This window comes from Sphingopyxis witflariensis, assembly GCF_002205635.1.
Taxonomy (GTDB): domain Bacteria; phylum Pseudomonadota; class Alphaproteobacteria; order Sphingomonadales; family Sphingomonadaceae; genus Sphingopyxis; species Sphingopyxis witflariensis.
On sequence record NZ_NISJ01000004.1, the window covers coordinates 301,765 to 325,451 of the forward strand.

41 protein-coding genes are annotated in these 23,687 nt (G+C 60.3%); 28 read left to right on the forward strand and 13 right to left on the reverse strand.

Annotation, left to right across the window (positions count from 1 at the left end; genetic code table 11):
- Position 1: 1 nt before the first annotated feature.
- The 11 genes from CDQ91_RS10255 to CDQ91_RS10310 form a co-directional block, all read right to left on the reverse strand.
- On the reverse strand, positions 2 to 184 hold the full coding sequence (locus CDQ91_RS10255) for a hypothetical protein (RefSeq protein WP_088472600.1): 183 nt from the start codon (positions 182 to 184) through the stop codon (positions 2 to 4).
- Positions 181 to 504 carry a Lar family restriction alleviation protein gene (locus CDQ91_RS10260; protein ID WP_088472601.1) on the reverse strand — a complete coding sequence of 108 codons (324 nt, stop codon included), beginning with the start codon at positions 502 to 504 and terminating at the stop codon, positions 181 to 183. Before CDQ91_RS10260 ends, CDQ91_RS10255 begins: the two co-directional genes overlap by 4 nt.
- Positions 501 to 980 carry a hypothetical protein gene (locus CDQ91_RS10265; protein WP_088472602.1) on the reverse strand — a complete coding sequence of 160 codons (480 nt, stop codon included), beginning with the start codon at positions 978 to 980 and terminating at the stop codon, positions 501 to 503. The genes CDQ91_RS10260 and CDQ91_RS10265 overlap by 4 nt, the downstream gene beginning before the upstream one ends.
- A 256-nt stretch (positions 981 to 1,236) precedes the next feature.
- Positions 1,237 to 1,428 carry a hypothetical protein gene (locus CDQ91_RS10275; protein ID WP_088472604.1) on the reverse strand — a complete coding sequence of 64 codons (192 nt, stop codon included), beginning with the start codon at positions 1,426 to 1,428 and terminating at the stop codon, positions 1,237 to 1,239.
- Positions 1,425 to 1,682, reverse strand: a complete 258-nt coding sequence (locus CDQ91_RS10280; RefSeq protein WP_088472605.1) for a hypothetical protein — start codon at positions 1,680 to 1,682, stop codon at positions 1,425 to 1,427. Before CDQ91_RS10280 ends, CDQ91_RS10275 begins: the two co-directional genes overlap by 4 nt.
- On the reverse strand, positions 1,679 to 1,876 hold the full coding sequence (locus tag CDQ91_RS10285) for a hypothetical protein (RefSeq protein WP_088472606.1): 198 nt from the start codon (positions 1,874 to 1,876) through the stop codon (positions 1,679 to 1,681). Before CDQ91_RS10285 ends, CDQ91_RS10280 begins: the two co-directional genes overlap by 4 nt.
- On the reverse strand, positions 1,873 to 2,097 hold the full coding sequence (locus CDQ91_RS10290) for a hypothetical protein (protein ID WP_088472607.1): 225 nt from the start codon (positions 2,095 to 2,097) through the stop codon (positions 1,873 to 1,875). The genes CDQ91_RS10285 and CDQ91_RS10290 overlap by 4 nt, the downstream gene beginning before the upstream one ends.
- Positions 2,094 to 2,330 carry a hypothetical protein gene (locus CDQ91_RS10295; protein WP_144036744.1) on the reverse strand — a complete coding sequence of 79 codons (237 nt, stop codon included), beginning with the start codon at positions 2,328 to 2,330 and terminating at the stop codon, positions 2,094 to 2,096. The genes CDQ91_RS10290 and CDQ91_RS10295 overlap by 4 nt, the downstream gene beginning before the upstream one ends.
- Positions 2,327 to 2,533: a hypothetical protein gene (locus CDQ91_RS10300; protein WP_088472609.1), complete on the reverse strand. Its 207-nt coding sequence runs from the start codon at positions 2,531 to 2,533 to the stop codon at positions 2,327 to 2,329. The genes CDQ91_RS10295 and CDQ91_RS10300 overlap by 4 nt, the downstream gene beginning before the upstream one ends.
- A gap of 202 nt (positions 2,534 to 2,735) precedes the next feature.
- Positions 2,736 to 3,116 carry a hypothetical protein gene (locus tag CDQ91_RS10305; RefSeq protein WP_088472610.1) on the reverse strand — a complete coding sequence of 127 codons (381 nt, stop codon included), beginning with the start codon at positions 3,114 to 3,116 and terminating at the stop codon, positions 2,736 to 2,738.
- Positions 3,113 to 3,526, reverse strand: coding sequence for a helix-turn-helix domain-containing protein (locus CDQ91_RS10310; RefSeq protein WP_144036745.1), 414 nt, complete (start codon positions 3,524 to 3,526; stop codon positions 3,113 to 3,115). The genes CDQ91_RS10305 and CDQ91_RS10310 overlap by 4 nt, the downstream gene beginning before the upstream one ends.
- Between CDQ91_RS10310 and CDQ91_RS10315 the strand changes: the two genes are divergently transcribed.
- The 3 genes from CDQ91_RS10315 to CDQ91_RS21280 are packed head-to-tail and all read left to right on the forward strand — an operon-like array spanning position 3,525 to position 4,467.
- Entirely contained in the window at positions 3,525 to 3,737 is a 213-nt protein-coding gene (locus tag CDQ91_RS10315; RefSeq protein WP_088472612.1) for a hypothetical protein, read from the forward strand. The genes CDQ91_RS10310 and CDQ91_RS10315 overlap by 2 nt on opposite strands.
- Positions 3,734 to 4,252 (forward strand): hypothetical protein, encoded by a 519-nt coding sequence (locus CDQ91_RS10320; protein ID WP_088472613.1) that lies wholly within the window; start codon positions 3,734 to 3,736, stop codon positions 4,250 to 4,252. Before CDQ91_RS10315 ends, CDQ91_RS10320 begins: the two co-directional genes overlap by 4 nt.
- Positions 4,253 to 4,293: 41 nt before the next feature.
- Positions 4,294 to 4,467: a hypothetical protein gene (locus CDQ91_RS21280; RefSeq protein ID WP_158213658.1), complete on the forward strand. Its 174-nt coding sequence runs from the start codon at positions 4,294 to 4,296 to the stop codon at positions 4,465 to 4,467.
- On the opposite strand, the gene CDQ91_RS10325 is transcribed toward CDQ91_RS21280, so the two are convergent.
- The gene (locus tag CDQ91_RS10325; protein WP_088472614.1) at positions 4,460 to 4,645 is read right to left on the reverse strand and encodes a hypothetical protein; all 186 of its coding nucleotides are present in this window, start codon (positions 4,643 to 4,645) and stop codon (positions 4,460 to 4,462) included. The two genes, CDQ91_RS21280 and CDQ91_RS10325, sit on opposite strands and share 8 nt — an antisense overlap.
- Positions 4,646 to 4,966: 321 nt before the next feature.
- Here CDQ91_RS10325 and CDQ91_RS10330 point away from each other — a divergent pair, with 321 nt between their 5' ends.
- The 3 genes from CDQ91_RS10330 to CDQ91_RS10340 all read left to right on the forward strand — a co-directional run bounded on the left by CDQ91_RS10330 (position 4,967) and on the right by CDQ91_RS10340 (position 6,403).
- Positions 4,967 to 5,407 carry a hypothetical protein gene (locus CDQ91_RS10330; RefSeq protein ID WP_144036746.1) on the forward strand — a complete coding sequence of 147 codons (441 nt, stop codon included), beginning with the start codon at positions 4,967 to 4,969 and terminating at the stop codon, positions 5,405 to 5,407.
- Between the two features lie 130 nt (positions 5,408 to 5,537).
- Positions 5,538 to 6,059 (forward strand): hypothetical protein, encoded by a 522-nt coding sequence (locus CDQ91_RS10335; protein WP_088472616.1) that lies wholly within the window; start codon positions 5,538 to 5,540, stop codon positions 6,057 to 6,059.
- Entirely contained in the window at positions 6,056 to 6,403 is a 348-nt protein-coding gene (locus CDQ91_RS10340; RefSeq protein WP_201791886.1) for a VRR-NUC domain-containing protein, read from the forward strand. The genes CDQ91_RS10335 and CDQ91_RS10340 overlap by 4 nt, the downstream gene beginning before the upstream one ends.
- 197 nt (positions 6,404 to 6,600) lie before the next feature.
- Here the strand turns inward: CDQ91_RS10340 and CDQ91_RS10345 are convergent, their stop codons facing one another.
- Positions 6,601 to 7,071: a hypothetical protein gene (locus tag CDQ91_RS10345; protein WP_144036747.1), complete on the reverse strand. Its 471-nt coding sequence runs from the start codon at positions 7,069 to 7,071 to the stop codon at positions 6,601 to 6,603.
- Here CDQ91_RS10345 and CDQ91_RS10350 point away from each other — a divergent pair.
- From CDQ91_RS10350 to CDQ91_RS10450, 22 genes are all read left to right on the forward strand, one after another.
- A complete protein-coding gene (locus tag CDQ91_RS10350; RefSeq protein WP_088472618.1) occupies positions 7,061 to 7,519 on the forward strand; it encodes a hypothetical protein in 459 nt (152 codons plus the stop codon). The genes CDQ91_RS10345 and CDQ91_RS10350 overlap by 11 nt on opposite strands.
- A 240-nt stretch (positions 7,520 to 7,759) precedes the next feature.
- A complete protein-coding gene (locus tag CDQ91_RS21700) occupies positions 7,760 to 7,945 on the forward strand; it encodes a hypothetical protein (RefSeq protein WP_088472619.1) in 186 nt (61 codons plus the stop codon).
- Positions 7,942 to 8,256: a hypothetical protein gene (locus CDQ91_RS10360; protein ID WP_088472620.1), complete on the forward strand. Its 315-nt coding sequence runs from the start codon at positions 7,942 to 7,944 to the stop codon at positions 8,254 to 8,256. Before CDQ91_RS21700 ends, CDQ91_RS10360 begins: the two co-directional genes overlap by 4 nt.
- A complete protein-coding gene (locus CDQ91_RS10365; protein WP_088472621.1) occupies positions 8,246 to 8,443 on the forward strand; it encodes a hypothetical protein in 198 nt (65 codons plus the stop codon). Before CDQ91_RS10360 ends, CDQ91_RS10365 begins: the two co-directional genes overlap by 11 nt.
- Before the next feature lie 44 nt (positions 8,444 to 8,487).
- Positions 8,488 to 8,991 (forward strand): hypothetical protein, encoded by a 504-nt coding sequence (locus tag CDQ91_RS10370; RefSeq protein WP_088472622.1) that lies wholly within the window; start codon positions 8,488 to 8,490, stop codon positions 8,989 to 8,991.
- An 84-nt stretch (positions 8,992 to 9,075) separates the two neighbouring features.
- Complete coding sequence (locus CDQ91_RS21020; protein WP_144036748.1) at positions 9,076 to 9,615, forward strand: hypothetical protein; 540 nt, start codon at positions 9,076 to 9,078, stop codon at positions 9,613 to 9,615.
- A 205-nt stretch (positions 9,616 to 9,820) separates the two neighbouring features.
- Positions 9,821 to 10,219, forward strand: a complete 399-nt coding sequence (locus tag CDQ91_RS10380) for a hypothetical protein (protein WP_144036749.1) — start codon at positions 9,821 to 9,823, stop codon at positions 10,217 to 10,219.
- A complete protein-coding gene (locus tag CDQ91_RS10385; protein ID WP_088472625.1) occupies positions 10,191 to 11,510 on the forward strand; it encodes a PBSX family phage terminase large subunit in 1,320 nt (439 codons plus the stop codon). Before CDQ91_RS10380 ends, CDQ91_RS10385 begins: the two co-directional genes overlap by 29 nt.
- Before the next feature lie 9 nt (positions 11,511 to 11,519).
- Positions 11,520 to 11,750 carry a hypothetical protein gene (locus CDQ91_RS10390; protein WP_088472626.1) on the forward strand — a complete coding sequence of 77 codons (231 nt, stop codon included), beginning with the start codon at positions 11,520 to 11,522 and terminating at the stop codon, positions 11,748 to 11,750.
- Positions 11,750 to 13,519, forward strand: a complete 1,770-nt coding sequence (locus CDQ91_RS10395) for a portal protein (protein ID WP_088472627.1) — start codon at positions 11,750 to 11,752, stop codon at positions 13,517 to 13,519. The genes CDQ91_RS10390 and CDQ91_RS10395 overlap by 1 nt, the downstream gene beginning before the upstream one ends.
- Before the next feature lie 95 nt (positions 13,520 to 13,614).
- Entirely contained in the window at positions 13,615 to 14,340 is a 726-nt protein-coding gene (locus tag CDQ91_RS10400) for a hypothetical protein (protein ID WP_088472628.1), read from the forward strand.
- A 3-nt stretch (positions 14,341 to 14,343) separates the two neighbouring features.
- Positions 14,344 to 15,426: a phage capsid family protein gene (locus CDQ91_RS10405; protein WP_088472629.1), complete on the forward strand. Its 1,083-nt coding sequence runs from the start codon at positions 14,344 to 14,346 to the stop codon at positions 15,424 to 15,426.
- A 16-nt stretch (positions 15,427 to 15,442) separates the two neighbouring features.
- Positions 15,443 to 15,871, forward strand: a complete 429-nt coding sequence (locus CDQ91_RS10410; protein WP_088472630.1) for a hypothetical protein — start codon at positions 15,443 to 15,445, stop codon at positions 15,869 to 15,871.
- Between the two features lie 11 nt (positions 15,872 to 15,882).
- A complete protein-coding gene (locus CDQ91_RS10415) occupies positions 15,883 to 16,137 on the forward strand; it encodes a hypothetical protein (RefSeq protein WP_088472631.1) in 255 nt (84 codons plus the stop codon).
- Positions 16,138 to 16,151: 14 nt separating this feature from the next.
- Entirely contained in the window at positions 16,152 to 16,694 is a 543-nt protein-coding gene (locus CDQ91_RS10420) for a hypothetical protein (protein WP_088472632.1), read from the forward strand.
- A complete protein-coding gene (locus CDQ91_RS10425) occupies positions 16,694 to 18,031 on the forward strand; it encodes a packaged DNA stabilization protein (protein ID WP_088472633.1) in 1,338 nt (445 codons plus the stop codon). Before CDQ91_RS10420 ends, CDQ91_RS10425 begins: the two co-directional genes overlap by 1 nt.
- Positions 18,028 to 18,639 carry a hypothetical protein gene (locus CDQ91_RS10430; RefSeq protein WP_088472634.1) on the forward strand — a complete coding sequence of 204 codons (612 nt, stop codon included), beginning with the start codon at positions 18,028 to 18,030 and terminating at the stop codon, positions 18,637 to 18,639. The genes CDQ91_RS10425 and CDQ91_RS10430 overlap by 4 nt, the downstream gene beginning before the upstream one ends.
- Positions 18,636 to 19,046, forward strand: a complete 411-nt coding sequence (locus tag CDQ91_RS10435) for a GNAT family N-acetyltransferase (protein ID WP_088472635.1) — start codon at positions 18,636 to 18,638, stop codon at positions 19,044 to 19,046. Before CDQ91_RS10430 ends, CDQ91_RS10435 begins: the two co-directional genes overlap by 4 nt.
- A gap of 1 nt (position 19,047) precedes the next feature.
- Positions 19,048 to 19,974: a hypothetical protein gene (locus tag CDQ91_RS10440; protein WP_088472636.1), complete on the forward strand. Its 927-nt coding sequence runs from the start codon at positions 19,048 to 19,050 to the stop codon at positions 19,972 to 19,974.
- Positions 19,974 to 20,108, forward strand: coding sequence for a hypothetical protein (locus CDQ91_RS21865; RefSeq protein ID WP_272897610.1), 135 nt, complete (start codon positions 19,974 to 19,976; stop codon positions 20,106 to 20,108). The genes CDQ91_RS10440 and CDQ91_RS21865 overlap by 1 nt, the downstream gene beginning before the upstream one ends.
- On the forward strand, positions 20,095 to 20,955 hold the full coding sequence (locus CDQ91_RS10445) for a hypothetical protein (protein ID WP_088472637.1): 861 nt from the start codon (positions 20,095 to 20,097) through the stop codon (positions 20,953 to 20,955). The genes CDQ91_RS21865 and CDQ91_RS10445 overlap by 14 nt, the downstream gene beginning before the upstream one ends.
- Positions 20,955 to 23,657 carry a hypothetical protein gene (locus CDQ91_RS10450; protein WP_088472638.1) on the forward strand — a complete coding sequence of 901 codons (2,703 nt, stop codon included), beginning with the start codon at positions 20,955 to 20,957 and terminating at the stop codon, positions 23,655 to 23,657. The genes CDQ91_RS10445 and CDQ91_RS10450 overlap by 1 nt, the downstream gene beginning before the upstream one ends.
- Positions 23,658 to 23,687: the final 30 nt, after the last annotated feature.

A 23,687-nucleotide genomic window follows, 5' to 3' on the forward strand; every position in this document is an offset into this window, starting at 1 on the left:
ATCATGCCCAAATCACCACAAGCGTAATCGCCAGCAGGAAGGCCATCGGAACGACCCAGCCGACGTGGACGCCGACAATCGTCTCAGGCTGCATTTCCTCTGCGGGAACGATCTGCATCTCGCGCAGGGCGTCGGAATGGCACTGGCGGTTCCATGCTTCGAGCGCGTCGGTGTAAGCGGTCATGCCGGTTGCTCCGAAAGGAGCGTTTCCGCGCGGTTGATCCACTGCCGCAGCGACACCGAGAGAGTGTCATCGCGATAGGCAACCGCGTCGGAGAAATGGATGATGCCTTCCAATGCCTCGCGAAGATCGCTAGTCACGGCAGTTGCGCGCGTATTCCAGCAGTCCACAAGGTTCTCCTTGCGGCCGAACTCAACATGGCTGGAGGCTTGGCAGCGGGTGCAGGTGATGACATCGCCGCCAGCATTGTCTGGCTCGCCTTCGCCTAGGGTGAAGCGCTCAGCGGGGGCACCGCAAAACGGACACGGCAGAAGATCGCTCATCGTTCAATACTCCCTGATGAAAGAGGGGTGCTAAGGTCGGGGGTGTTGGGTAAATCGTCTGCGACGACCGCGCTGGCGTCCTTCGGACCAAGCCCGTTCCGGTCTTGGCTCTGCCGAGCGCTCATCGCTTTTGCAGGCGGCCAATAGAACGCGTCCGGATTGCCGAGAGCCTGCCCCAATGCGCGGATCGCAATCTGGGCCTCGCCCATGTCTTTCGGCTGCCCCATCCACGCCCACGACACCATGACCCGACCCCAGCGCCGATAGCTGGAGAACGGGCGGAATTCCTGCCCGCATATCTTGCGGCGCTCGCCCGGTTTCGGGTGGGTCCACTGAACGCTGTGAAGCTGCGCCCCCAGACCAGCCGAGAAGGTGTAAAGCTCCCCGCCAAGCCAGTAGAAACGGTTGTCCCAGAAGGGCGACCGCATACCATGGCCGCTGCCGAAGATCAGATGATCAAGCGCGAGGATAGTCATTGAGAGCACTCCAGAACGGCGAGAGCAAGCTTCCCGTGGATTTTCAGAGCGTGCGGGCAGCCGTTCCTGCGAGGGTCGCCAAGGAACTCCATGCACAGCATCGCGCACGTTCCTTGGCCAGTCTCGAACCTGCCCGAACGGCAAATCACCTTGGCGGCAGCAACATGCACCGCGCTAGGGATGAGCGCCTCTGGCTGAGACTGCGCAGCAGGCTCAGGGCGAAGCCCGCCAGCCCGACCCTTTAGGGTAGCGCCCGTCACTTCCCGTCTCCAAAGATATCTTCCCCATACCGAGCAAGACAGTCGGAACGGTGGGCGGAACGAGCTTCATCAATGTCACGACCATGCTGTTCGATATCCTCGCCAAGCTGGTGCCAGCGATCAGCAAGAGGTGTGTCGTAAGGAAGCGTTGCGAGAACGCGCGCGAACTGTGAGGCGCCGCCGTTCATGCGACCTCTCCGCGAGCCTTTGCGAGGGCTGCGCGGGCCTCCTCCTCGGCGAACCGGGGAAGCCACAGAGCGCCGGCCAAAATATGCTCCAGCGCGGCCTTCATGTCCGGTGCGGCGGTGATCAGGTTGCCATCGGCCAACCGCGTCGCTGACATGCACACGCTGAGATATTGACCGTCTATGAAGGGGCCGCGCTCGTTCTGGAGCCAGCCATCTTCGATGACCCACGGCCCGGGGGTGTGCTGCGCGGTCATGCGATCGCCCTTTCCGCGTCCATTGCTTCGATTTCCGACAGCAGCGGGTGGCCGAAAGACTTCTCGCCGCGATCCTCAATCACCGCAGCAATGAGGTCATAGGCCTGCCCGAGGCGGCCATCACTCCAGCCGCCACCCTCGTAGGTCGCGCGGGGGAAAGGTACGCCAGCGCTCCATGATGCCGGGGCGCTCACGCCAACTGCCCCATCGCATCAACCGCGGCATTGCGAGCGTCGTCGTCAACGCCATCGAGATAGTCGATCAGGTGGATGGCAAGCGCGATCTGCTCGTCATGGCTGAGCGATGCTGCCGACTGGCGGGCGCGCTCGTAGCTCAGCGAACGGTCGATCGCCGCACGGTTGACTGCGTATGCCTTGGTCAGTTCAGGGGTGATGCGGGTGATGGGAGCGTTCATGCTGCCAACTCCTCAGCTTTATCGTCGGCGGGAATGGCGCTCGCTATGTAGCGATCAGCCTCTGCCATCGCGGCACCGACCTGATTAATGAGCCACGCGTTATCGTTAGGCAGGCAGCTCTGGATGAGGCTGAAATGGGCTTTCAGGTTTTCGATACGGGCGATCCAAACTTGGACGCCAAAAGTCTCATCGGTCGCGCCAAGCAGCCAATCGATGTCGGGGCGGGCGCTCACGCTGCCCACCCACGGAACATCCGGTTGGTTTCGACGGTGCGCTCAGCGCGCTCTTGGGTCGCATAGGCAACGCGACCAGCGTAGCCCGAGCCGCGAGTGAAGAAGCGGCCTTTCCAGCGGCCAGCGGTCTGAACAGTGACGACCGCCTGTTCGGTTCCGTAAGAACCTTCCATCGTGGCGGTGCGGACAACCTTGTGTGACATCTTGATGCTCCATCGGTGCCGGTGTTCGGCTGATGGAGTATGTTTAGACACACTAAACGAAATGCGCAAGAGAAAAGTTTAGATCAACGAAACAAAATTGATCGGCGCTTGCGAATCAATGGCTTGCCCGACGCGCTCGGCTCGTCGGGTGTGGGGCACTGGTATATTGTAGGAAAGCAGTTTCTCGCGAGGTTGAGCGAGGCTAATCGCGGGTCACGTCATCAAACTCTTTGCCAATCTCACGTAGCCAGTAGAACCCAAATGCCCCGGCGCCCCAAACAAACAGATTTGACCACACCCCTTCGGCACGCTCAAGGGCAGTGAAGAACGCCCATATGCCGCCTAATAACACTGGGCCAAGCAAGGAAGTCGTGGCGTTCCTTAGCCTGTGAATTTTCCACTGGGCCGCCCCCAGCTTTCTGCGAAGCTCGGCAATCGATCGCTGCGTATTGTGATCGGCCTGAATAAGCGCCCTTATCCTTCGTGAATCCGAAGACATGTCCGGGTGCTCATTGAAGATTTTTTCCCAGTGGCCTTCATAGCCAGGGCGCTGTTCGTTCTCTTCGTGGTTGTCTGGGGTCATCCGGCGCGCTTGCGCTGGCCGCTCGACACTTCCGTTGCATCGTCGCGGGGTGCTTCGGACGCGATCTTGATGGCATCCTCGCGCAGCCGGCGAAGGGCCATAGCGTCGTCGGGGTGCATCAACAGCTCATGCGGGCGGATGTTTAGATAGGCTGCCAGCTCGTTGATCGAGTCCCGCGTGTATTGCTGCTCGCCTCGAAGCATGAGGCTCACCCGCGCCTTGTTCCAATCGAGATCGCGCGCGATGTCGGCCTGCTTCTTGCGCAGGGTGGCAAGCCATTCTTTCAAATACCAGTCGTGGAATGGGGCGGTCATCCACCAAGGATAATCGCCTTCGCGCTCAATGTCGTTTCGCCTGCCTAAACAAAAATGCTTGTGGCTGACGTTTAGATGGTCTAAACGAATATCCATGACGCTTGAAGATTACCTAGCTCGCCCTGACGCCATGAACCTTACGGCGCTTAGTGCCGCGGTCGGCGTCTCCAAGGCCCGCCTCTCCCAGATCAAGAGCAGCGGAAAATGGCCGCCGCACTTGGCCCTCAAGGTTGAGGCCGCGACGGATGGCAAAATTGATGCGTCCTCGATCAGCGAGGTTGTTGCTGACGCGAGGGCGTCGGCATGAAGGGCTTTCGCTTCGGCTACGTTGTGCAACTCGACCTTCCCGGCGGGCCGATCAAGATTGGCCAGTCTGGAAGCCCGCGCACCCGATTGCAGACGTTCAGCGCCGCAACCCCATGCGCTGCCCGCATGGTCGGCATCACCTTTCGGGGAGACGAGCGCGAACGTGAAATGCTCGCGGCGACCGATGACCGCAAAATCAAAGGCGAATGGCGTTATCCGACGCGCGAGCTTCTGGCCCTGCTCGGTAGCTACCATGACGCCGGTGAGTGGTTCATCCCGGTCGATGACCATCACGCCCACTTCAAAGCCGCGCGCGTCGTTGATCGCGTCGCCGAATGCGCGCCCGACCTGAACTTCACGATATGCCCGAACGCGCTTGGCTACCATTGGGCCAATTCCGTTCTGTCGCGCGTCCACAAGATTGACCCGACGCTTCCTCTCGATTGGGCGGGCTTCGTCCCTGCCACGGATCGCCCGACGCTGCTCTGGCCTCGCACACAAGCATTGGCCGCATAGCCATGACTACGCGGGATCAACACACCACTGGAGAAAAGACTATGCGCACCCATGAGGATCGCGAGATTGCCCTCGCCTGCCTGACTCTCGCCAACAGCCCGAACGCGGACGACGCGCAAGTGGTGGAGCGGGCCGAAGCCTTCTTCGCCTTTGTGACCGGCCAGACGCCGCGCGATCAGATCAACGCGGCGCTGGACCGGGCGGGGGTCAAGTAGGTTGGCTGACGTCGTAGCTCTGGGATTTAGCCGCTTTGAGGCAGTTCGTGAACAGGCCAAGGTCCTGCTCAAGCGAATTCCGGCGGTCATGGTCGATCCGCAACCTCTCCCAAAGCCTGTAAGCGACGGCCTCTGGGCTTCCGCTGTCTCCGATGACGCGCACCGATTGATCGGCCATTCTTCTTCCCCTCGTGCTGGTGTTGACAACCGCACGATGAACGGAGGGCGGGGGCGCGTCAATGCGTCCCCGCTTCTCACATGACCTCCGGTTGCTCTGGGTCGCCCCTGAGCGCCCCTGCCGACCAATCCCCCCCGGTCGGCAGGGGTAATCACAACCAGCGCGCCGGGAAACATGGCCCGATCGCGCCCCAGCCCGGCGATGAACTCCGCGAGTATCTCGCCAATCAGCCGCGCTTGGTCCTCATCGGGGTGAACGGCGTTGCCCGCCCCTTCTTCCATCTGCCTTTCCATGCCCACCCTGATAGCCAAGGAGCGCGACATGATCTTGCGTGACCGTGACGGAACAAAACAAGATGTTCTGTCAAACCAAGAGCGCATGTTGCGCCTTGCTGAGCGTGACCACGGCCTCACCGCCAAGGTTATCGCGGCCGAGACTGGCATCCCTGTCCCGACAATTCAGAGCTGGCGCCGGTCGCCGCCGGTCGCAATGGCACTGGCAGATTTCGTGCTGGTCTGCCGGGTCATCCCCGACAGCCTGACAAGCCTTTGCACTGAGCCGTCGGGCAAGCATGTCGGCACGAATGGCCCCGAAGAGGGCGACCTTGATGCGGTGGCCTCCCACGCTGGCGACTTCGCGCACGAATATCAAAAGGCCCGTCACCCTGCCAGCCCAGGCGGCGTCGCGATCGTTCCGCAGGAAGCGGCGAAGTTGCATGAAATTCGCGGCGGCTTGGTCGCTGTGGCTCGGAGGGCAGCATGATCGCCCGCCTCATCTTCCGCCTCCGCATGTGGAGATTCCCCAAGGCCCCGGCCAACCCGCGCGCACCTGACGGGCGTTTCATGTCCCGTCGCGACTGGCGTTTGGACCGTATGCGGGAGGGCGTCGGAGGATGACACTTCCTATCCCGATCCCCGCCGACTTCGCCACCTACGGCTCTGAACGCTCCGAGCGTCAGTTGATGGTCCAGTACAAGGTATGCCGGGAAACGATAGCGCGCTGGCGCCGAGAACTGGCGATGGTCATAGGCCGCCGCACCCCATGGTCGCCAGAGGATGACGCGTTTCTTCGTGCGAACTACGGCACGATGGCCTTCACCGAGATCGGCGCCCACCTTGGCCGATCCTGTGATGCAGCAAAGGCTCGGGCGCAAAAGCTCGGAATCCAGTCTGCGCGCAAGCCTGGCTGGAATCTCTCGCCCCGCACCGCTGGCACTGCGATCGCCGCGGGCCATTCCGGTGAGGCCGCATATCTGCAAGCCTACGGCCCTATCTATCGCTGCCACAAGGACGGCACTCCCGCTCCTATCGGTGCATACTGGTATTGGGCAGGCCAGGCCATCACGCATGACGAGATGGAAGAGAAGGCCCGCGCACACCGCGAGCGGCGGGAATTGCTTGCGGTGGCAGCATGATAAAAGAGGCCGGCGTCCAGCGAATGATACGCCAATATCTCGCCGTGCGCGGGATTGAGAGTGTGCACGTTCCGAACGGCGCCGTCCTCGCTGGGGATAGCAAAGCCCGCGGTCAGCAGATGAACACACTCAAGGGACAGGGGCTTAAGCTTGGCTTCCCTGACCTGATCGCTTTTGCGCCTAAGGGGCAGATTGGATTTATCGAAGTGAAGTCGGAGAGCGGTCGCGTCTCTGATGACCAGAAGGCTTGTCATGAATGGCTGATCGTCCTTGGCCACAAGGTGTCTGTCTGCCGATCTATTGAAGACGTCGCCGAGACGCTTGAAGCGTGGGGGTGGGCGTGAGCGGCTTCATCACCATGCAACGCGAGGCGCTCGAGCACCCTCTTTTAAAGGACGGGGATCGTTTTCGCGCGTTCTTCTGGCTGGTCGCTCGAGCAGCATGGAGACCCACACCTTTCGATGTTGGCGGCAAGGTCATCACCCTCCAGCGCGGGCAACTCTGTGCATCTGTTCGGCAGCTCGCAGAGGCATGGAACATGTCAAAAAGCGCCGTTGAGCGGTTCGTTGCCCGGTTGAAAACCGAGACAATGGTCGAAACGGAAGCGGGACACGGACGACTTGTCATAACCGTCTGCAATTACAACAAATATCAGGACTTGGAAAGCATGGCCCGAGACACCAGCGGGACAGCAGCCGAGACACCAGCGGGACAGCAGCGGGACATAAAAGAACCATTGAACCATGGAACCATACAAGAAGCTGAAGCTTCTTGTGCGCCCAAAGCCCGGAAAAGCGCTCCGCTCAAATCCCTTCCTGAAGATTGGCAGCCCCTGCTCACCCCGGCAGCGCAGCGCGTCGTCGATGGTTGGCCCCCCGGTCGCCTCGAGCGGGAGATAGCAACCTTCCGCGACCACGCTGCCGACAAGGGCCGGACCTCGAGGGACTGGCAGGCAGCTTTCCGCAAATGGATCGAAAACGCAGAGAAATGGCACCCCGGACATGGACGACAAGGACAACATCATTCCCCTTCGACCCGCGATGCAGTCGCTGGCGCTCGGGAGCTTCTCGCATCGGCAGCCGCTGGACATGGATACGGCTCTCGAGGAGCTGGGCCGGTGTCTGACGCTATGCGCGCCATCGGGCATGGGGAGCGATGAGCGCAGGACTTGGCTGATCGCCGCTTGGGCCGAGATCAAGGATATCCCGATCGGCCCATTCCTGAGCGCCTGCAACACGGCCCGCAAGATTTGCGACCATCCGGCCAAGATTGTCCCGGCAATCATTCGCGACAGCCAGGAACTTACCGCGGCGATCCGGCGCAACCAGTCAGCAGCGGACCCCGGCGAACGCAAAGCCCTGCCCGCTCCTTACCGTGAGGAGCCGGACGACGAACAGCTCGAGGTCGCCGCGATGATGCGCGACCTGATGTCAAAACTGCGCTCGAGCGATGCACCCTGACCGCCACCCCGGCTACACCGACTGACCCACTGGAGGATTGAGGAATGAAAGTGACCCATGACCGCGACGGCCCTTGGAAGAGCAAGATCGCATGGATTCCGATGCAGTTCGAAGAAACATGGATTTGGCTGGAGCGATATGAACGCCGACGGTGTGGATGGTCCTATCAATACCGCCTCCCCGGCTCCGACAAGATTTTCGTTTCGTATCCATGACCCATTACCGAGAGGAGAATTGAAGATGGACTTCACCGAAAGTTGGCAATGGCCACAATGGGTCGCGGCTGTCTGGCTGATCCTCAAACTATGCCTCGGCGCCGTGATGCACGGAAAGCCCCGCAATGAGCCTAACATTAGTTTTCCTATCTCGCTCGTCCAATGCGCGCTGATCCTGTTCCTGCTCATCCCCGGCGGATTCTTCGCATGACCATCACCGAAACAATCGCGCGGGCAATCGCTGACGGCCTGAAAAGCAACGCCGTCTATGTGAGTAATGATCTCCGCAAGTGCATCGTGGATGGCGGCTTGTTCGACCTGCAGGACCTCGCCGCGCCCATCATCTCCGCCCTCGCAGATGCGGGTTACGCTATCGTACCCATCGAACCGACGCAGGACATGATCAGCGCCGGGATTATCGAGCGCCACGATCAGCCGACGCCGGAAGCATGGTCGCTGGCCACTGAGAATATCTACCGCGCCATGATCGAAGCAGGGAGGGTTATCCATAATGGAGCTTAAGGAAATCGGCGCCCGCGTAAAATGCGGAACCTCCGGCGTCATCGGCCAGATCGTCGCCCGCACAGAATGGCTTTGGCGCTCGCCCGAGGTGGCCGTTGCCCGTGATGGCTGCGACGCTGACGGCAAGCCGTGGGATTTGATGTGGCTGGACGAGGGGCGAGTGTCGATCGTGGAGGATGACGATTGAGACACGCACAGCACAGCTATCGGCAAGGCGCGCACGGTAGGTCGATGGTGTCGCGCCCAGGCATCGGCGGTCCGACGATCACGGCGCACCTGATTTGCTCAGGATGCCGCAAGAGTGGCCAACTGGGGCTGCGGGTCAACATGCCGCCCGAGGCCATAGACAAGAAATTCAAACAATCGGGGTGGCGACTGGATCCGCATGTCTGCCCTGACTGCATCCGCAAACCATCGAAAGGAAATATCATGGCATCAGAGCCGTCAACCGCAGCTGTTAAATCGCAGGCCAAGATGTTCACCCTCTTGTCGCAACACTTCGATGCCGAAACAGGGCATTATGCCAAAGGTTGGTCAGACAAAAAGGTGGCTGATGAATCCGGGGCATCCCCGGCAATGGTGTCTGCCGTCCGTGCCGAGGCGTTCGGGGAACTGAAAGAGCCTTCCGAGATATCGGCGCTGCGTTCGGATATCTCCACGCTCGAAAGCCTGATGGTCGAACAAATCGCATCGCTGCGGACCGAACTGGCGAAAGTGTCGAAAGCCTACGCATGAAAAAGCGCGCCCCACGGCGGTAGGGCGCGCTGTTCAATTCCTGCTGTCCGGCTGGACGCATTCTCAATAACAGAGGTTGGGTTTATGGGCAAGGGCAGGCCGCGTAAGGCAGTTAAACGGACGCCATCAGGTCAGATTTCAAGGGCGGGAAAGGTTCCGACCCGCACCGCAGGCAATGACAAGGCGGTAGAACGGGCCCGCCGCTACCGGTCGAACGGGCATGACCCTGTAGGGAGGGCGTTCGAAACAGGTTTGCTGGGCCGGGGAGAGGATGGGCGCCCGTCGCAGGCCGCCCGCCTTCGCCTCGACATGGCCCGCGCTTTGTACCGAGCCTATTGGCCGATGCTTGGTGTTGGCCGCATCGGATGCACCTTGGGAGATAGCAGCGGGTCGTCAGGCGATGGAAACCTGAAATCCGAACAATGGCTCAAGCGCCAGATGGATATCATCGGACTGCAGGGGACTAGCGAAAGAAGCGCATTTGATGAGCTGGTGCTTGACGGTCACTTTGACGAAGGCCCCGTGTGGCTCGATCGCCTGCTCGCTCACAGCCCACGGACTGGCGATCAGGAGAAGATCGAATTGGCAATCGCGGTGATCGATAGGGTGGCAAAAAAGACTTGAACTTATCGACAAAACCGGTTAGCGCATGAAAACCAACATGGCGCTTTGCGTCACAAGGCCCCGGCAATCGCGCTGGGGCTTTTTTGATTCCGGCGCGTTGCTCCTTTCCGCAGCCGGTTCCCGCCGCATCAACCGACACACACACCAAGCCTCACGGCAAACAGGTCGGCACTGATCGCGGCGGGTCATATTCATGGAGGTCGTTATGGCAGGTGGCCGACCGACCGCTTACGATCCCGAGTATTGTGACGCCGTTATCGAATACGGCAAAGCTGGTAAGTCGCTTACATGGATCGCCACAGAGTTAGGTGTCGTCAAGCAGACGATCCACAACTGGATGGCAGAACACATAGAGTTTTTGGACGCCATGACGCGAGCGAAGGAACTTTCGCAGCGTTGGTGGGAAGATGAAGGCCAAGTCGGGCTGACCGCGGACAAGTTCAATTCGTCTGTCTGGTCGCGCTCGATGGCTGCGCGCTTCCCTGATGACTGGCGCGAGATCAAGGGCACTGAGCTTACCGGCAAGGACGGTGGCCCTGTCGCTGTGAAGGCCGAGAAGGCAGAATGGACAATCGTTGACACTAGCGCTGAAGGCGGGACGTAAGTTCGCACCGCTGCTGGCGCCTGCCCGCTACAAGGGCGCGCATGGTGGCCGCGGCTCCGGCAAGTCCCACTTCTTCGCGGAGATGCTGGTAGCACGGGCCAACTCGCAGTTAGGGTTTCGCGCCGCCTGCCTTCGTGAGGTGCAGAAGTCGCTCAAGAACAGCGTCAAGCTGCTGGTCGAGGACAAGATACGCAAGCACGGGTTGAGCGATCGGTTTGAGGTGCTTGAAGCGGAGATACGGACGCCCGGCGGCGGCATCATCATATTCCAGGGGATGCTCAACCACACGGCGGACAGCATCAAGTCGCTTGAGGGTTTTGACGTTGCTTGGGTTGAGGAAGCACAGTCGCTAAGTCAGCGCTCGCTTGACCTGCTCCGCCCGACGATCCGCAAGCCGGGAAGCGAATTGTGGTTCAGCTGGAACCCGAACAAGCCCACCGATCCCGTTGATGCATTGCTGCGAGGGCCGAACCCGCCATCGAACAGCACTATCGTCGAAGTGAATTACGACGCCAATCCGTGGATGCCGCCAGAGCTTACGGCGGACATGGAAGATGACCGCGACCGCGACATCGAGAAGTATAATCACGTATGGGGCGGCGATTACAGCCACAACTCGGTGGCTCGCGTGTTTCGCGACTGGAAGGTCGAGAAGTTCGAGACGCCCAAGGATGCGCTGTACAGGTTTGGCGCTGACTGGGGCTTTGCTCAAGATCCGACAGCCTTGGTTCGTTGCTACATCGTGGGTCGCAATCTGTTCGTTGATGCCGAGGCGGTTGAGGTTGGTTGCGAGATCGACGAGACGCCCGCGCTGTTCGCTGGCGACTGTCCTGCTGATTACAAGGATCAATACGGCAACCCGCGCTGGAGCAATGACAACCGCCGCCCCGGCATCGCTGGAGCACTGACCAGCCTCATCCGTGCCGACAATGCACGGCCCGAGACGGTCAGCTACATGAAGCGGCAGGGGTTCAAGATCACCGAGGCGGTCAAGGGGCCGGGGTCGCTGGAGGATGGCGTCCAGTTCCTCAAGATGTTCGACATCGTGGTTCACCCTCGTTGCAGGCACGTCGCCGCCGAGCTTCGCGATTACAGCTACAAGGTTGATCCGCAGACCGAAGAAGTGATGTCGGTCCTTGAGGACAAGAACAACCACACGATCGATGCGCTGAGATACGCGGTCGAGGAATTACGGCGGTCGGGTTGGAAGCCAAAAGCAGACGGCCCGCCGAAACCCAAAGACATGTGGGCAACACCAGACCGCACCGAAGGCGATTGGCGCACGGCGTAGGAGATAGACATGACCAGTGCCTATCGCCGCGATCATATCAAATCCGCCGCCAATGACGAGTTCGAGCGCCTTGCTCCCGCAGCGCAGACGATCATCATCAATTCCGCAGCATTCTTCGAGGGGCAGGTAGATGACGCTGACACGCCAACCCCATCCGAAGGCGAGCGCCTCGCATTGAAGCGCGCCATGGCTCGTTTCGTCATCGATAGCGGCATTGCCAGTTCGCAGGGGTGGCTCTGATGGAATTGGAACGCGTCAAGCGCCTCTATCGTGAATCGCGTGATGCGACGGACGAAGCGCGCAAGGCAGCGGACACCGCGCAGGACTATTACGACAGCAAGCAGCTGACGAGCCAACAGGTAAAAGTTCTCCGCCAGCGCAAACAGCCGGAAATTTACATCAACCGCATTGCCCCGGCTGTGAATGGTGTGTTGGGTGTGCTGGAGCAGGGGCAGACCGATCCCCGAGCCTTCCCGCGCAATGCAGAGGATCAGGACGCCTCAGAGGTTGCCACCGACGCATTGCGGTATAGCGCAGAGAAGGCCCGGTGGCAGCGAACCCGCCTTGCCGCGGCTAAGACATATCTGATTACCGGCGTTGCCGCTGTCATCATTGAGGTTGATCAAGACCTAGACCCGATCGCGCGCATCATCCGTCACGGCGAATTTATCTACGATCCGCACAGCCGCGACCCTGATTTCGAGGACGCCCGATACATGGGCGTCGCCAAGTGGATGTATGTCGATGCGGTGAAGGGGCTTTACCCTGATGCTGACATCGACCCGAAAGCCATCTCGCCCGCTGGTATGCAGTGGGATGATGAGGACAAGCCCACGAACATGTGGGGCGACGAGAAGCGCAACCGCGTTCTTGTCTGCGAGCTATATATTCAGGCGCCGGGATGGCAGCGTGTCGTGTTCTGGGGCGGCGGTATCCTTGAGGAAGGGCCGAGCCCGTATCATGACGAGAAAGGCGCCCCGAGCAATCCGATCATAGCGCAAAGCTGTTTCGTCGATCGCGACAATGCCCGCTACGGCATCGTCAAGTCTATGCTGCCGATCCAGGACGAGATCAACATGCGCCGCTCGCGGTTGCTGCACATGGTCAACAGCCGCCAGATCCGACAGACGGACCTTTCTGCCGACGTCGCCGCTGATGTGGCCCGTCAGGAAGCCGCAAAACCTGATGGTGTCATCCCGATGGGATATGAACCCACCTCCACTGCCGAAATGCAGATGGGTCAGATCAATCTCTTGCAGGAATCGAAGTCCGAACTGGAGCGCATGGGGCCGAACCCCGCTGTGCTTGGTCAGGGTACCAGTGATGCCAGTGGTCGCGCTCAGTTGGTTCGCCAGCAGGCGGGATTGACTGAGCTTACCCCGGCATTGGGCGGGATCGAGGACTTGGAACTTCGCGTCTATCGCGGCTTCTGGTGCCGCATCAAGCAGTTCTGGACCGAGCAAAAGACGATCCGCGTTACTGATGACGTTGGCGCTGCCAAGTTCATGACGGTGAACGAGCCTGTCGTGCAAGAGGTCCAGGGCATCGTGATGGGTCCTGACGGTCGGCCGACTGTTGGGATGCAGCAGATCGTGACTGAGGTAAAGAATCGCCCCGCCGCGATGGATATGGACATCATCATTGACGCTGTAGCCGATACGGCGAACGTCCAGCAGGAACAGTTCACCGAGCTTGTGAAGCTGGCGCAGACCTACGGCCCGCAGGAAGTGCCGTTCGACGACCTTCTGGAAGCCAGCAACCTGCCAAAGAAGCGCGAGCTTATCGAGAAGCGCGAAGCCCGCAAGCAGGAAGCCGCGCAGGGCCAGGCACCGCAAGCACAGATGCAGGAAGCCGCCTTTTCCGCCGAGATGGCAGAGAAGGAAGCCGACACCGCAAACAAGGCCGCGACCGCCGCGCTCAACAAGGCGAAGGCAGAGGGGCAGCAGCTAGAGAACGCCGCCAACGCATTCCAGTTTGGCGCAGTCATCCCCGCCGCCGGGGCCTTTTAAGGAACGGGCGATTCGTTTGTCATTGAACGCATCATTGACCAGGCCGCCGCTGCCCGGGCGCTTCGCTATGCCAGCGTAATAGGCACGGAGTAACCATGGAAGACGAAGATTTTCTGGCCGAAATCGGCAAGGACGACGACGCGGCAACGATCGAGCAACCGGCAGAGCCAGTTGTTGAAACGCCCGCAGAAGTAGCACCGGAACCTGTTGCGGTTGAACCCGCACCCGAGCCTGCAAAGCCTGAACCGGGATTCGTCCCGTTCGCGGCCGTCCTTGACGAGCGCGACAAGCGGAAAGAGCTGCAAGCGGAAATCGAACGGATGCGCCAAGCGCAGCCCGCCGCTCAGCCCCAGCCGATCCCCGACATGTTCGAGGATCCGGAAGGGTATACATCCGCTCTCGCTCAGACTTTCGAGCAGCGTATTTACCAGACGCAGCTCCAGATGTCTGACCGGTTCGCGCAGAACCAATATGGGGAAGAATTGACGACCGCTGCAAAACAGTGGGCGTTCGAGAAGTGCAACCAAGACCCCCATTTCAACGCGAAGGTCCGAGAGAGCGGCGATCCCGTGGGATATGCCGTGAAGGAATACCAGCGCGACCAGATCGCTTCCAACGTCACTCAGGACGACTTCACCCAATTCATGGCGTGGAAACAGGCGCAAGCAGGGCTGACGCCCGCGCCCACGCCGTCCGACAATCCATCTCCTGCAAAGCCTCCTCCCCGAAGCCTCGCTAGCGCGCCGTCCGCAGGGCCTGCCGCGACCGAGCCTGTTCAATCGGATGAGGAGATCTTTGCGGAGACATTCGCAAGGAAATAAGCGATGGAAACTCTCATCAACTCCGGGCTGGAAATCACCCGGTGGCGGAAAAAGTATTTCCGTGAATATACCCGCGCCTCGCGCTTTTCGCCCTACATGGGCAACGGCATGGATAACATCATCGTCACGATGTATGAACTCCAGAGCGAAGCGGGCAAGACGATCATCGTTCCGTTCGTCGGCAAGCTGACGGGTTCGGGCGTCTCGGGTTCGCAGGTTCTTGAAGGCAACGAAGAGGATCTGGGCAGCGGCAATATGCCGGTGTCGATCGACTGGCGCCGTAACGCTGTGATCGTTCCGAAGTCCACGCAGTTCAAGACCGACATCGATCTTCTCGACGCCGCGAAACCGGCTCTCAAGGAATGGGAATCGGTTCTGCTTCGCGCTGACATCATCCGCGAATTTGGCGCGATGACCCAGAACGACGCAGCACTGTCGAGCGTCCCCTATGCGACCGCAACGGAAGCAGAAAAGGACGCATGGCTTGGTCTGAACACCGATCGCGTGCTGTTCGGCAAGGATCTGTCGAACCGTTCGACGAACGATCACTCGGCATCGCTCGCCAACATCGACACGACCAACGACAAGGCGAATTATGCTTGGGTCACCAAGATGAAGCGCATTGCCGGCGACGCCGACATCACGCCGTACAAAGACGACCAGATGGCTGGTGAAGAATGGTTCGTGCTGTTCGTCGGTTCGCGGACCTTCCGCGATCTGGAAAACGACGCGACGATTTCGCAGATCGACCGCGATGCGCGCGAGCGCGGCGTCGGCAAGGGCAACCCGCTGTTTCAGGGCGGTGACCTCTTGGTCCGCGGCGTCATCATCCGCGAGGAAAAGGAAATCCCTGTCCTTGCTGGTGTCGGTGCCGGTCCTTCGGATGTCGAGCCTGCTTACCTTGCCGGTGGCGGCGCCATTGCAATCGCATGGGGCCAGATGCCGCAGAGCAAGACGCGTCTCACCGATTACGACTTCCGCAAGGGCGTCGGCATCGAGGAGCTGCTGGGCGTCAAGAAGATCCACCAGAACGGCAAGCAGCGCAGCGTGGTCACCGGCTACGTTTCCGCCAGCGCCGACAGTTAAGGAAGGGAACTGACAGATGGCTAACATCCAAGGTTTCGCAATCACGCAGAAAACTCCCATCGCCTCCCATGGCGAAGGGAATGACGAAAAGGTCATGCGGTTCCAGGTCACGTTGCCGATCACCGCAAACGCCGACACCATCGAGTTCGGGTATCTGCCCGACTATGCCGTGGTGACTGGCGCCGAGGTCATCCACACGGCTGTGTTCGTGGGTGACATCGGCATCACTGGTGACGGTGACGGGCTGTTCGACGGTATCACCACCGTCGCCAATGTCCCGCAGCGCACGGCCCTTTCGACGATCATGGGCAAGAACGTGGGCATGGGTCCGGTGGCAGTCACCGGCCTCGCGACCGGCGCAGGCACGGCGGGCACGATGAACCTCATCGTTCGCTACGTCGTGGAAGAGCCGGGCGTTGCCTATCCGTTCGTCGCCGCAGTCTGAGGAGAACGGACGTGAAAGCTAAGTTCATTGGCGATCAGAACAACCCGAACGAAATCATCCCTGATGAGTTCGAAGCGTTCGGGGTGATTTTCCCCAAGGGCAAGTCTGTCACCGTGCCGGAAGGGTTGGAAGCGAAGTTCGCTGGCAACTCGCATTTCGACACGACTGGCGACGGTAAGGAGCCGGCCAAGGCTCCGAAGCCCGATCCGAAGGCCAAAGAAGAGCCGAAGGACGAAGAGGCCCCAGCGGCCGAAAAGCCTGAATAAGTAGGGGACGGGTGATGGTAACTTGTCGAGATATCATCACCCGCGCCTTGCAACAGGCGCGCATTGTGCCGTTGGGCCGTATGCCGTCCTCGAAAGAGGCAGACGCAGGCCTGTCCGCCTTGCAGGGCATGTATGAGGGCTGGGTTTCCGGCAGCATGTTCGGCCGCCTCAAGGATGTTTATCAGGACAGCGATTACGACGCCAACCCCGGCGAGCGCGTTTTTGCTGATGGATTTACCGTCACCCTCCCGCTTACGGTTGAGGATGAGACGGAGACGCCGCGCGATCTTGCGGTGATATCGGTTTACAATGGCGGTTGGGTCAACTGGATATGGGATGGCGCATGGGTCAATCTCACGGCGCTGACCCTTGACGACGATGCACCATTAGCTGGCCGTGACCGCGAGGGCCTAGCCGCTGCCCTTGCCGCATATCTTGCCGAAGGCTTCGGTGGTGAAATCGGGCCGCAAACGGCTAAGCGTGCTGCTCGCTTCGAAAGCAGCCTCTCCCTGAAACTTGGCTCCACACAGGATGCCACCGCTCCGAGCTATTACTGATGCCTGCGCTAGACTACGGCAAGGGCGCCTATAGCCGGAAGCGCGGCAATCTGCCTGAGCTTCCCGTCATCAATATGTTCGTCGAGCAATCCGGCCCCGATGGCATTGTGATGCAGTCGCACAAGGCGCTGGTTGAGGTCGCCGAAGTGGGGACGGGTCCGGTTCGGGCAGTCCTCCAGAAAGACGGCGTTTTTAGCGGTGACCGCTTCGTCATCAGCGGCAGCGGCTTCTATCGCAATTCGACGCTGATCGGGATCGTTGACGGTTCGGGTGTTGCCTACATCGTCGCGTCCGACACGGAAGTGGTCTGTGGGCGCGGACAGACGGCCTACAGCTACAACGGGACCGATTACCAGCCAATCGCCTTTCCTGATGGCGCTGGCGTCGTCACGGTGGCTTATACGGCGGGGTATTGGATATTCCTGCGGGTTGATAGCGATAGTTGGTGGTTCTCGGCCATCGGTGATGCGCGGACTATCGATCCTCTCGATTTTGCTACGGCAGAGAGTGAACCGGATTCCCTTCGCGATGTGACCGTTATGGACGGTGTCATCTATTTCTTCGGGTCGGAAAGCATCGAGCCTTGGGCGCCGGCTAACGATCCCGATTTGCCCTATACGCCAATTCAGCAGCGCGTTTACGAGCAGGGGGTAATTGCCACAGGTTGCGTCGTTCGCACCGATAACACCATTTTCATGATCGGCAGGGACGCTATCACATACCGTCTAGCCGATGTGCCGCAGGCGGTATCTGATGACGGCATTGTCGAGCGGTCGAATGCTTCGACGACGCACCGGCTGTTTTTGATCGAAGATGAGCGCCACAAGTTCGTTTGCCAGCGTCACGACGAAAATACGATGCTGCTCGATGTCACGACCAACGAATGGAACGAACGTCAATCATATGGTCGGGCCAACTGGCGGGCAGGGCCGGGACTTGGCGACGACGAGACGGGCAAGATATGGAAGCTGGAAGGCTATATCGATGCGGGGGGCGTGTTCGAACGCCGTTTCCGTGCCGGTTCGCGCCTCGCTGCCACTGCCATTATCAACAACCTGCGGCTTTCTGCGGAGGTTGGGACCACCGAATATCTGTCGGGCGATTACGCGGATCCGCTGATTGAAATGCGAGACAGCCGGGATGCTGGCAACACCTGGGGGGATTGGGAGGAAACCAGCCTTGGTGAACAGGGCGGATATCGCGAGCGTGTAGAATGGCGCGCTTTGGGCATGTTCGACGATCCGGGGATGCTGTTCGAGTTTCGGGTTACCGATCCGGTGGGCTTCCGTCTGTCGGCAGTTGAGGCGAACGCAGCAGGGGGAGGGCGTTCGCGATGAGGCGGATCAACCTATTCCAGCGCGGGGTTCCTATTGTGGACGAAAGGGGCGTCCCCACGATCCAGTTTCAAACCGACTGGCAGCAGACGGTCAAGGAGCTGTTCGCCTCGATCGATACTGTAGGGGCGGCACAGACAGCAGCCACGGCAGCGCAAACCGCTGCTGATAATGCTCAGACGGCAGCAGATGCAGCAGATGCGGCGGCGAGCGATGCGCAAGCGGCAACCGATGAAACCCGCGCGGAAACGTCGCTGGTGAATAGCTATCCGGCCAATCCGGTCGGCACGCTTATCACGGCGGACAATACGGGCTTGGTGACGATCGCAGATCACGACCGTATTTATGGCGATCCGACGCTGAACCCGACTGTTCCCGTGGTTGGCGACACTAACGTCAGCGGCGGCGTCTCCGGTGACATTATCCGGGTGTATTACAGCGATCCCTCAAGGGCGGGCGGCGCGGTGACATATGCGTTCACCATCGATCCGGCTGCGCCTCCGGTTCAGGGCGGTGACATTCATTCTGTGGGTGCCGTCACGATTCCCGCAGCAGGGTCAAACAACGGTGGGCCTGTCCGTCCTCCCGGCTACGCGAACCCGATACCGTGATCCGCCCCGCCACGCTCGACGACATTCCGGTGATGGTCGAGATGGGGCGGAAGTTTGCTGACAGGTCCGGGGTCGAAGTTGGTTTCTGCCCCGACAGCGTTGCCTCGCTGCTTGCGGGGTTGATCGAGAATGGAATCTGTCTGGTCGGTGAGAACTGCATGGCGGGGGCGGTGTTGTTCGATCACCCTTTCAATCGCTCTCACAAGGCGGCGCAGGAGCTTTTCTGGTGGAGTGAGGGACGGAATGGTCTGCGACTTCTCGATGCGCTGGAAACGGCTGTCCGCGAAGCTGGGGCGCATTCCTTGACGATGATCACCCTTGAGGCGGTCAATCCCGAAACGACGGGCAAGCTTTACGCTCGCAAGGGCTTCCGAGTGCTTGAGCATAGTTACATGAAGGTGTTTTGATATGGCGATTGCAACTGGCCTAGCCATTGCGGCGGGCGTCTCTGCGGCTGCCGGGATCGGCGGAGCTGCTATCGGAGCCAAGGCTCAGAAGAAGGCGGCGAATAAAGCGGCACAGACAGCAGCCGACACAACCGCGGCGAACAATGCGCTCGCTGCGGATATCTACGGACAGAACAAGGCGACGCTTGCTCCCTTCGTCAACACGGGGACGCAGGCGAGCGGAGCGATCAACGCATTGCTTGGCCTTGGTGGTCCGGCTCCCGTCGTCGGCCAGTCCCCCGCTCCAACTTATGGCGGCCCTGTTAATGGCGCTGGCCAGCCTGTCCAAAATGCTCTTTTCCGTGGTCAGAACGGGATGTGGAACGGCGAGCCTATCAGCGATCTCTCGTGGAGCGATGGTCAGCAATACGCGCCGCAACCCCAATACGCGGCGGCAAACGTCACGACGCAGGCGGCACCGCAGAACCAGCAGCAGCAATATCAGAACGCTTTCGACAATTACCGCAATTCGACTGGCTACCAGTTCCGCCTTGGTGAAGGCACACGGGCGCTAGATAACAGCTATGCCAGCCGGGGCGTCGGACAGTCGGGGGCTGCCGCGAAGGCCGCTCTCAATTACGGCCAGAACATCGCCAGCGGTGAGTTCGGCAATTACCTGAACGCACTTATGGCACAGCAGGGCGTCGGCGTTGGCGCTGCAAGCGCTCAGGCGGGCGTTTCCACAAACTTTGTCAATCAGACCACCGCCAACAACAACAGCGCGTCGTCAGCAGCCGCAAACGCGGCGATCGCGCAGGGCAATGCCACGGGCAATATGTGGTCGGGCATCGGGAACAGCATCGGCGGGGCGGTCGGCAATATCTTTGGGAGCAGCTTCGGCGGTGGCGGGACCAACGCTTACGGCCTCAGAGCAGGGCAGATCTACTGATGACCGACGACCAGAAAGAGGAGCTGGCTATCCTGAAACGGAAGTTGGCCGCCCGCAAAGATAATCCCGGCTGGGCCAAGAGCGCCAAGGCAATCGAAGATCGCATCGCGGAGCTTGAAAATGACGCAGATTAACTGGAACGCGCTGCAAAGCTTCGACATCGGCGGGGCGTTCAATCAGGGTATGCAGGCGGGGCAACAGCGCCGTCGTGAGCAGGAAACCGACAACGCCTTGCGGGCATTGGTTGCCAATCCCAATGACCCGAACGTCGTTCAGAACCTCGCGCAGTATGACCCGCGCATGGCGATGCAGGTCCAGCAGCAGCAGTCACAGCAGGCGCAACAGCAACAGCTTGTGCAGACCCGTCGAGCAGCGGCGGGCGGTGACGCGCAAGCCCTGATGGACTTGGCTGGCGTCGCCCCGGATGAATATTTCAGGTTTGATGAACAGACCCGCAAGGGCGTTGAAAAGGGCATCGAGGTTATCGGGCAGGCCGCTTTGATGGCTGACACGCCGGAAAAGTGGGACGCGACTGTTCAGCAGCTTGGCCCTGAGTTCGCGCAATATATGGGACGCTTCGACCTTCGCGAGGGCGTGGTGTCCAAGGCGAAGCTGGCGAAGGAATTCATCGACATAAACCAGCCGAAGTACCAGGTGATTCCCGAAGGTGGGATGCTCGTCAACACGCGCGACCCCCAAGCTTTGGCACAGGTCGGTGCTGGTGGGCCGGCACCTCTCCAGCAGCCCGCACAGGGCGGCGTTTCCGAAGAGCAGGCCGCCCCGATCATCCAACAGGCGATGACAAGCAAGGTGATCGCCCCTGAGGATTTGGCGCGCATTCAATCGTCACTCGGCCCGAACGGGCAGCAGGCGGCGCAACAGTGGATGCGGCAACAGGGTATTCAGGTCGGCAAGCAAATCGGCGGCAAGACCTACGTGCAGCGCAATGGCGAATGGTATGAAGCTGGGGGCAATCAATAATGCAGAAAGTCACCGACCCGGCATTGCTGGCGCAGCTTAACGGCGGCGGGCAGGTAGCCGCTCCGCGTCCGATGCAGCCGACCACGCCGGGTATCATCGTGGGGCGCCCGAAGGTGCCTGACGCCCGAACTTTGGAGCGTGATGCTGTCGCTGACGCCAACGCGGCTCGGGATGATGCAAGGGCAGACGCCGCTGCAGCGCGAGATCAGGCAAAATTTGACCTTGAGCAAGCCAAGCTTGCAGCAACCGGTGGCGTTGATGCGAGCGGCGATGAAAAAACAGCGGCGTTCCTCACCACCCGGCTTGCCGATGGCGTCCGCGCTCTCGGGCAGCATAAAGGCTCGCGTCCCACATTTGGGGTTGAAGCGGTGCGCACGATCGCTGGCGATACGGCCGCAAATTACCTGACAGGCGACGACCGGCAGATTGTGGAAGCGAACCAGCTCGATGTGCTGGATTCAGCGCTGACCCTTGGCACTGGCGCTGCCTATACCAAGGAGCAGCTTGAGGGGTATCGCAAAAGCTACTTTCCGGTCCTTGGCGATAGTGACGCTGTGGTTGCGGAAAAGTCGCGCAAATTGAAGGTGCTTTTACAGGCGGCCCGTCTAAAAGCGGGTTCCGCCGCCCCAATGATCGACACGGCACTCGCTGAGGCGGGTCTTTCAGATACGGAAGATCAGCAGGGCGGCGCTATGGCCAGTGTCCTAAATCCTGCCGCTGACGGCAATGGTCGGCCAATTCGCCCCCTGCCAGATGGCCAGAAATGGGCCTATGATGAGCAAGGCCAGCGCATTGGCATCCTGAACGCTGATGGAAGCTGGAACAGCGGCTATTCAGAGATCGTCGATAACGTCAGCGAGCGGGAAGCGGAACAGGCTCTCAAAGACCAAGGCGGCATGGATTACGCTACCGGCGGGGAAGCGGGCTTGTACCGCGGTATATCGCTCGGGCTGTCGGATGAAATCGCAGGGCTTGGCGCTGGCGTTCACAGCCTTCTGACCGGCGGAGACTTTTCGGAGGGCTACAAAAAAGAACGTGATATCGAGCGCGCCGCTCAAAAGATCAGCCGCGAGCAAGCTGGCGTGTTGCCCGAGTTGGCGGGTGGTATTCTCGCCCCTGCCGGTGTTTTGGGGCAGGCAAAGAATGTGCGTCAATTCGCGCAGCAGGGCGCCGTTATCGGCGGTGTAGCTGGCGCGGGTGAAGGGCGAGGGCTACGCGATTCTGCAACGAACGCGCTCCTTAGCTCGGGTGTTGGCGCACTGGCTGGAGCTGGGACTGGCAAGATTGTGGGGGCCATTCCCGCTCGCGGTGCGCCATCGGCAAGGCAGGCAGAGCGCAATGCCCTGCTGCAAGACTTCCAGCAGGAGCAAGTGCGCGCCCTCCCCGCGAACGTCGGGGGTACCGTGACCAATCGCATGACGAGCGGCATGGCACAATCTCCCATTGGGAGCGCCCCGATCCGCGCCGCTGCGAAAGAGCAAGGGGCGACATTCGGATCGGCTGTAGAGGGTGTAGCCGCGCGCTCTGGCCGCGCAATGCCAGCCGACGAAGCCGGGGAAGCGTTCCGGCAGTCCGCGCGGGCGGGTATCGAGCGCGATGGCCAGCGCATTGGTCGAATTTATGACGCCGCAAAAAAAGAGGCGTCAGGCGTCAAGATCAAGCCTAACCAGGGCATTCGACAGATCGACGAGGAGATTGCGAAGCTCTCGGAGACAGCGGAGATCAATCAGCCGCTTATCAACGAATTGACCAAGCTGAAAGCCAGCCTTCAACAGAACACAGCCATGTCGATCGATGGCCTCAAAACGGCTCGGTCCTTTGCGGGCAAGGCTGCAAGCAATGTTGAGTTGCGCGCTACCCCGGCAAAGGCGACCATGACGCGCGTGTTCGACGCTCTTGCTACAGACTTCGAAGGAGGATTGCGCGCAGCCGGTAAGGGCAAGGCAGCAACGCTATTCAAGCGCGCTGATGGCCTGTGGAAAGCCCGTATCGATGATATCGACGGCGCGTGGGAGCCAATCATCGGTTCCGGGAAATCAGGCGAGGACATTGTTAAATCCATTGAGACGATGGCAGCTGGCGGAAAGGGCGGCTTTGCGCGGCTAAAAACCGTCCTGTCTGGGGCTTCTCCAAGCGAACGTGGCGATATGGTTGCGACCCTCATCGATCGCATGGGGCACGCGCGCAAAGGCGCCCAGAACGCAGAGGGAGACGTTTTTTCGCCAAACGTGTTCCTGACCAATTGGAACGGGATGAGCAAAAAGGCCAAGGCGCTGATGTTCGGCAACACCGAGCTTCGGCAGTCCCTTGATCGCCTTTCTCGCATTTCCGAGAGCGTCAAGGATTCGGCTGGCTTTGCCAATACGTCTAACACGGGCGGCGCCATCGCTGCACAAGGTCTGATCGGGGCGGGTGGATATGGGGTTGGCAATCTTCCCGGCCTCATCTTGACGACCGGCGCAACGTACTTGACCGGCAAGTTGCTTGCCTCACCGCGCTTCGCGGCGTGGTTGGCTCGCGCGCCGAAGCAGGCGTCACCACAACAAACGAAGGCCTATGTCGATCGGCTCCGCACGGTTGCGGCGGCGGAACCCGCATTGTCGGGCGAGATAAGTCGCTTTGCGCAATTCCTGAACGCAGCAAACGACGTCTCACCCAACGTAGCCGTGGCTGTGCCCCAAGGTCAGAATAAAGATAACTGATTCAAACTTGTACCAGATGAGCGCCAGCAT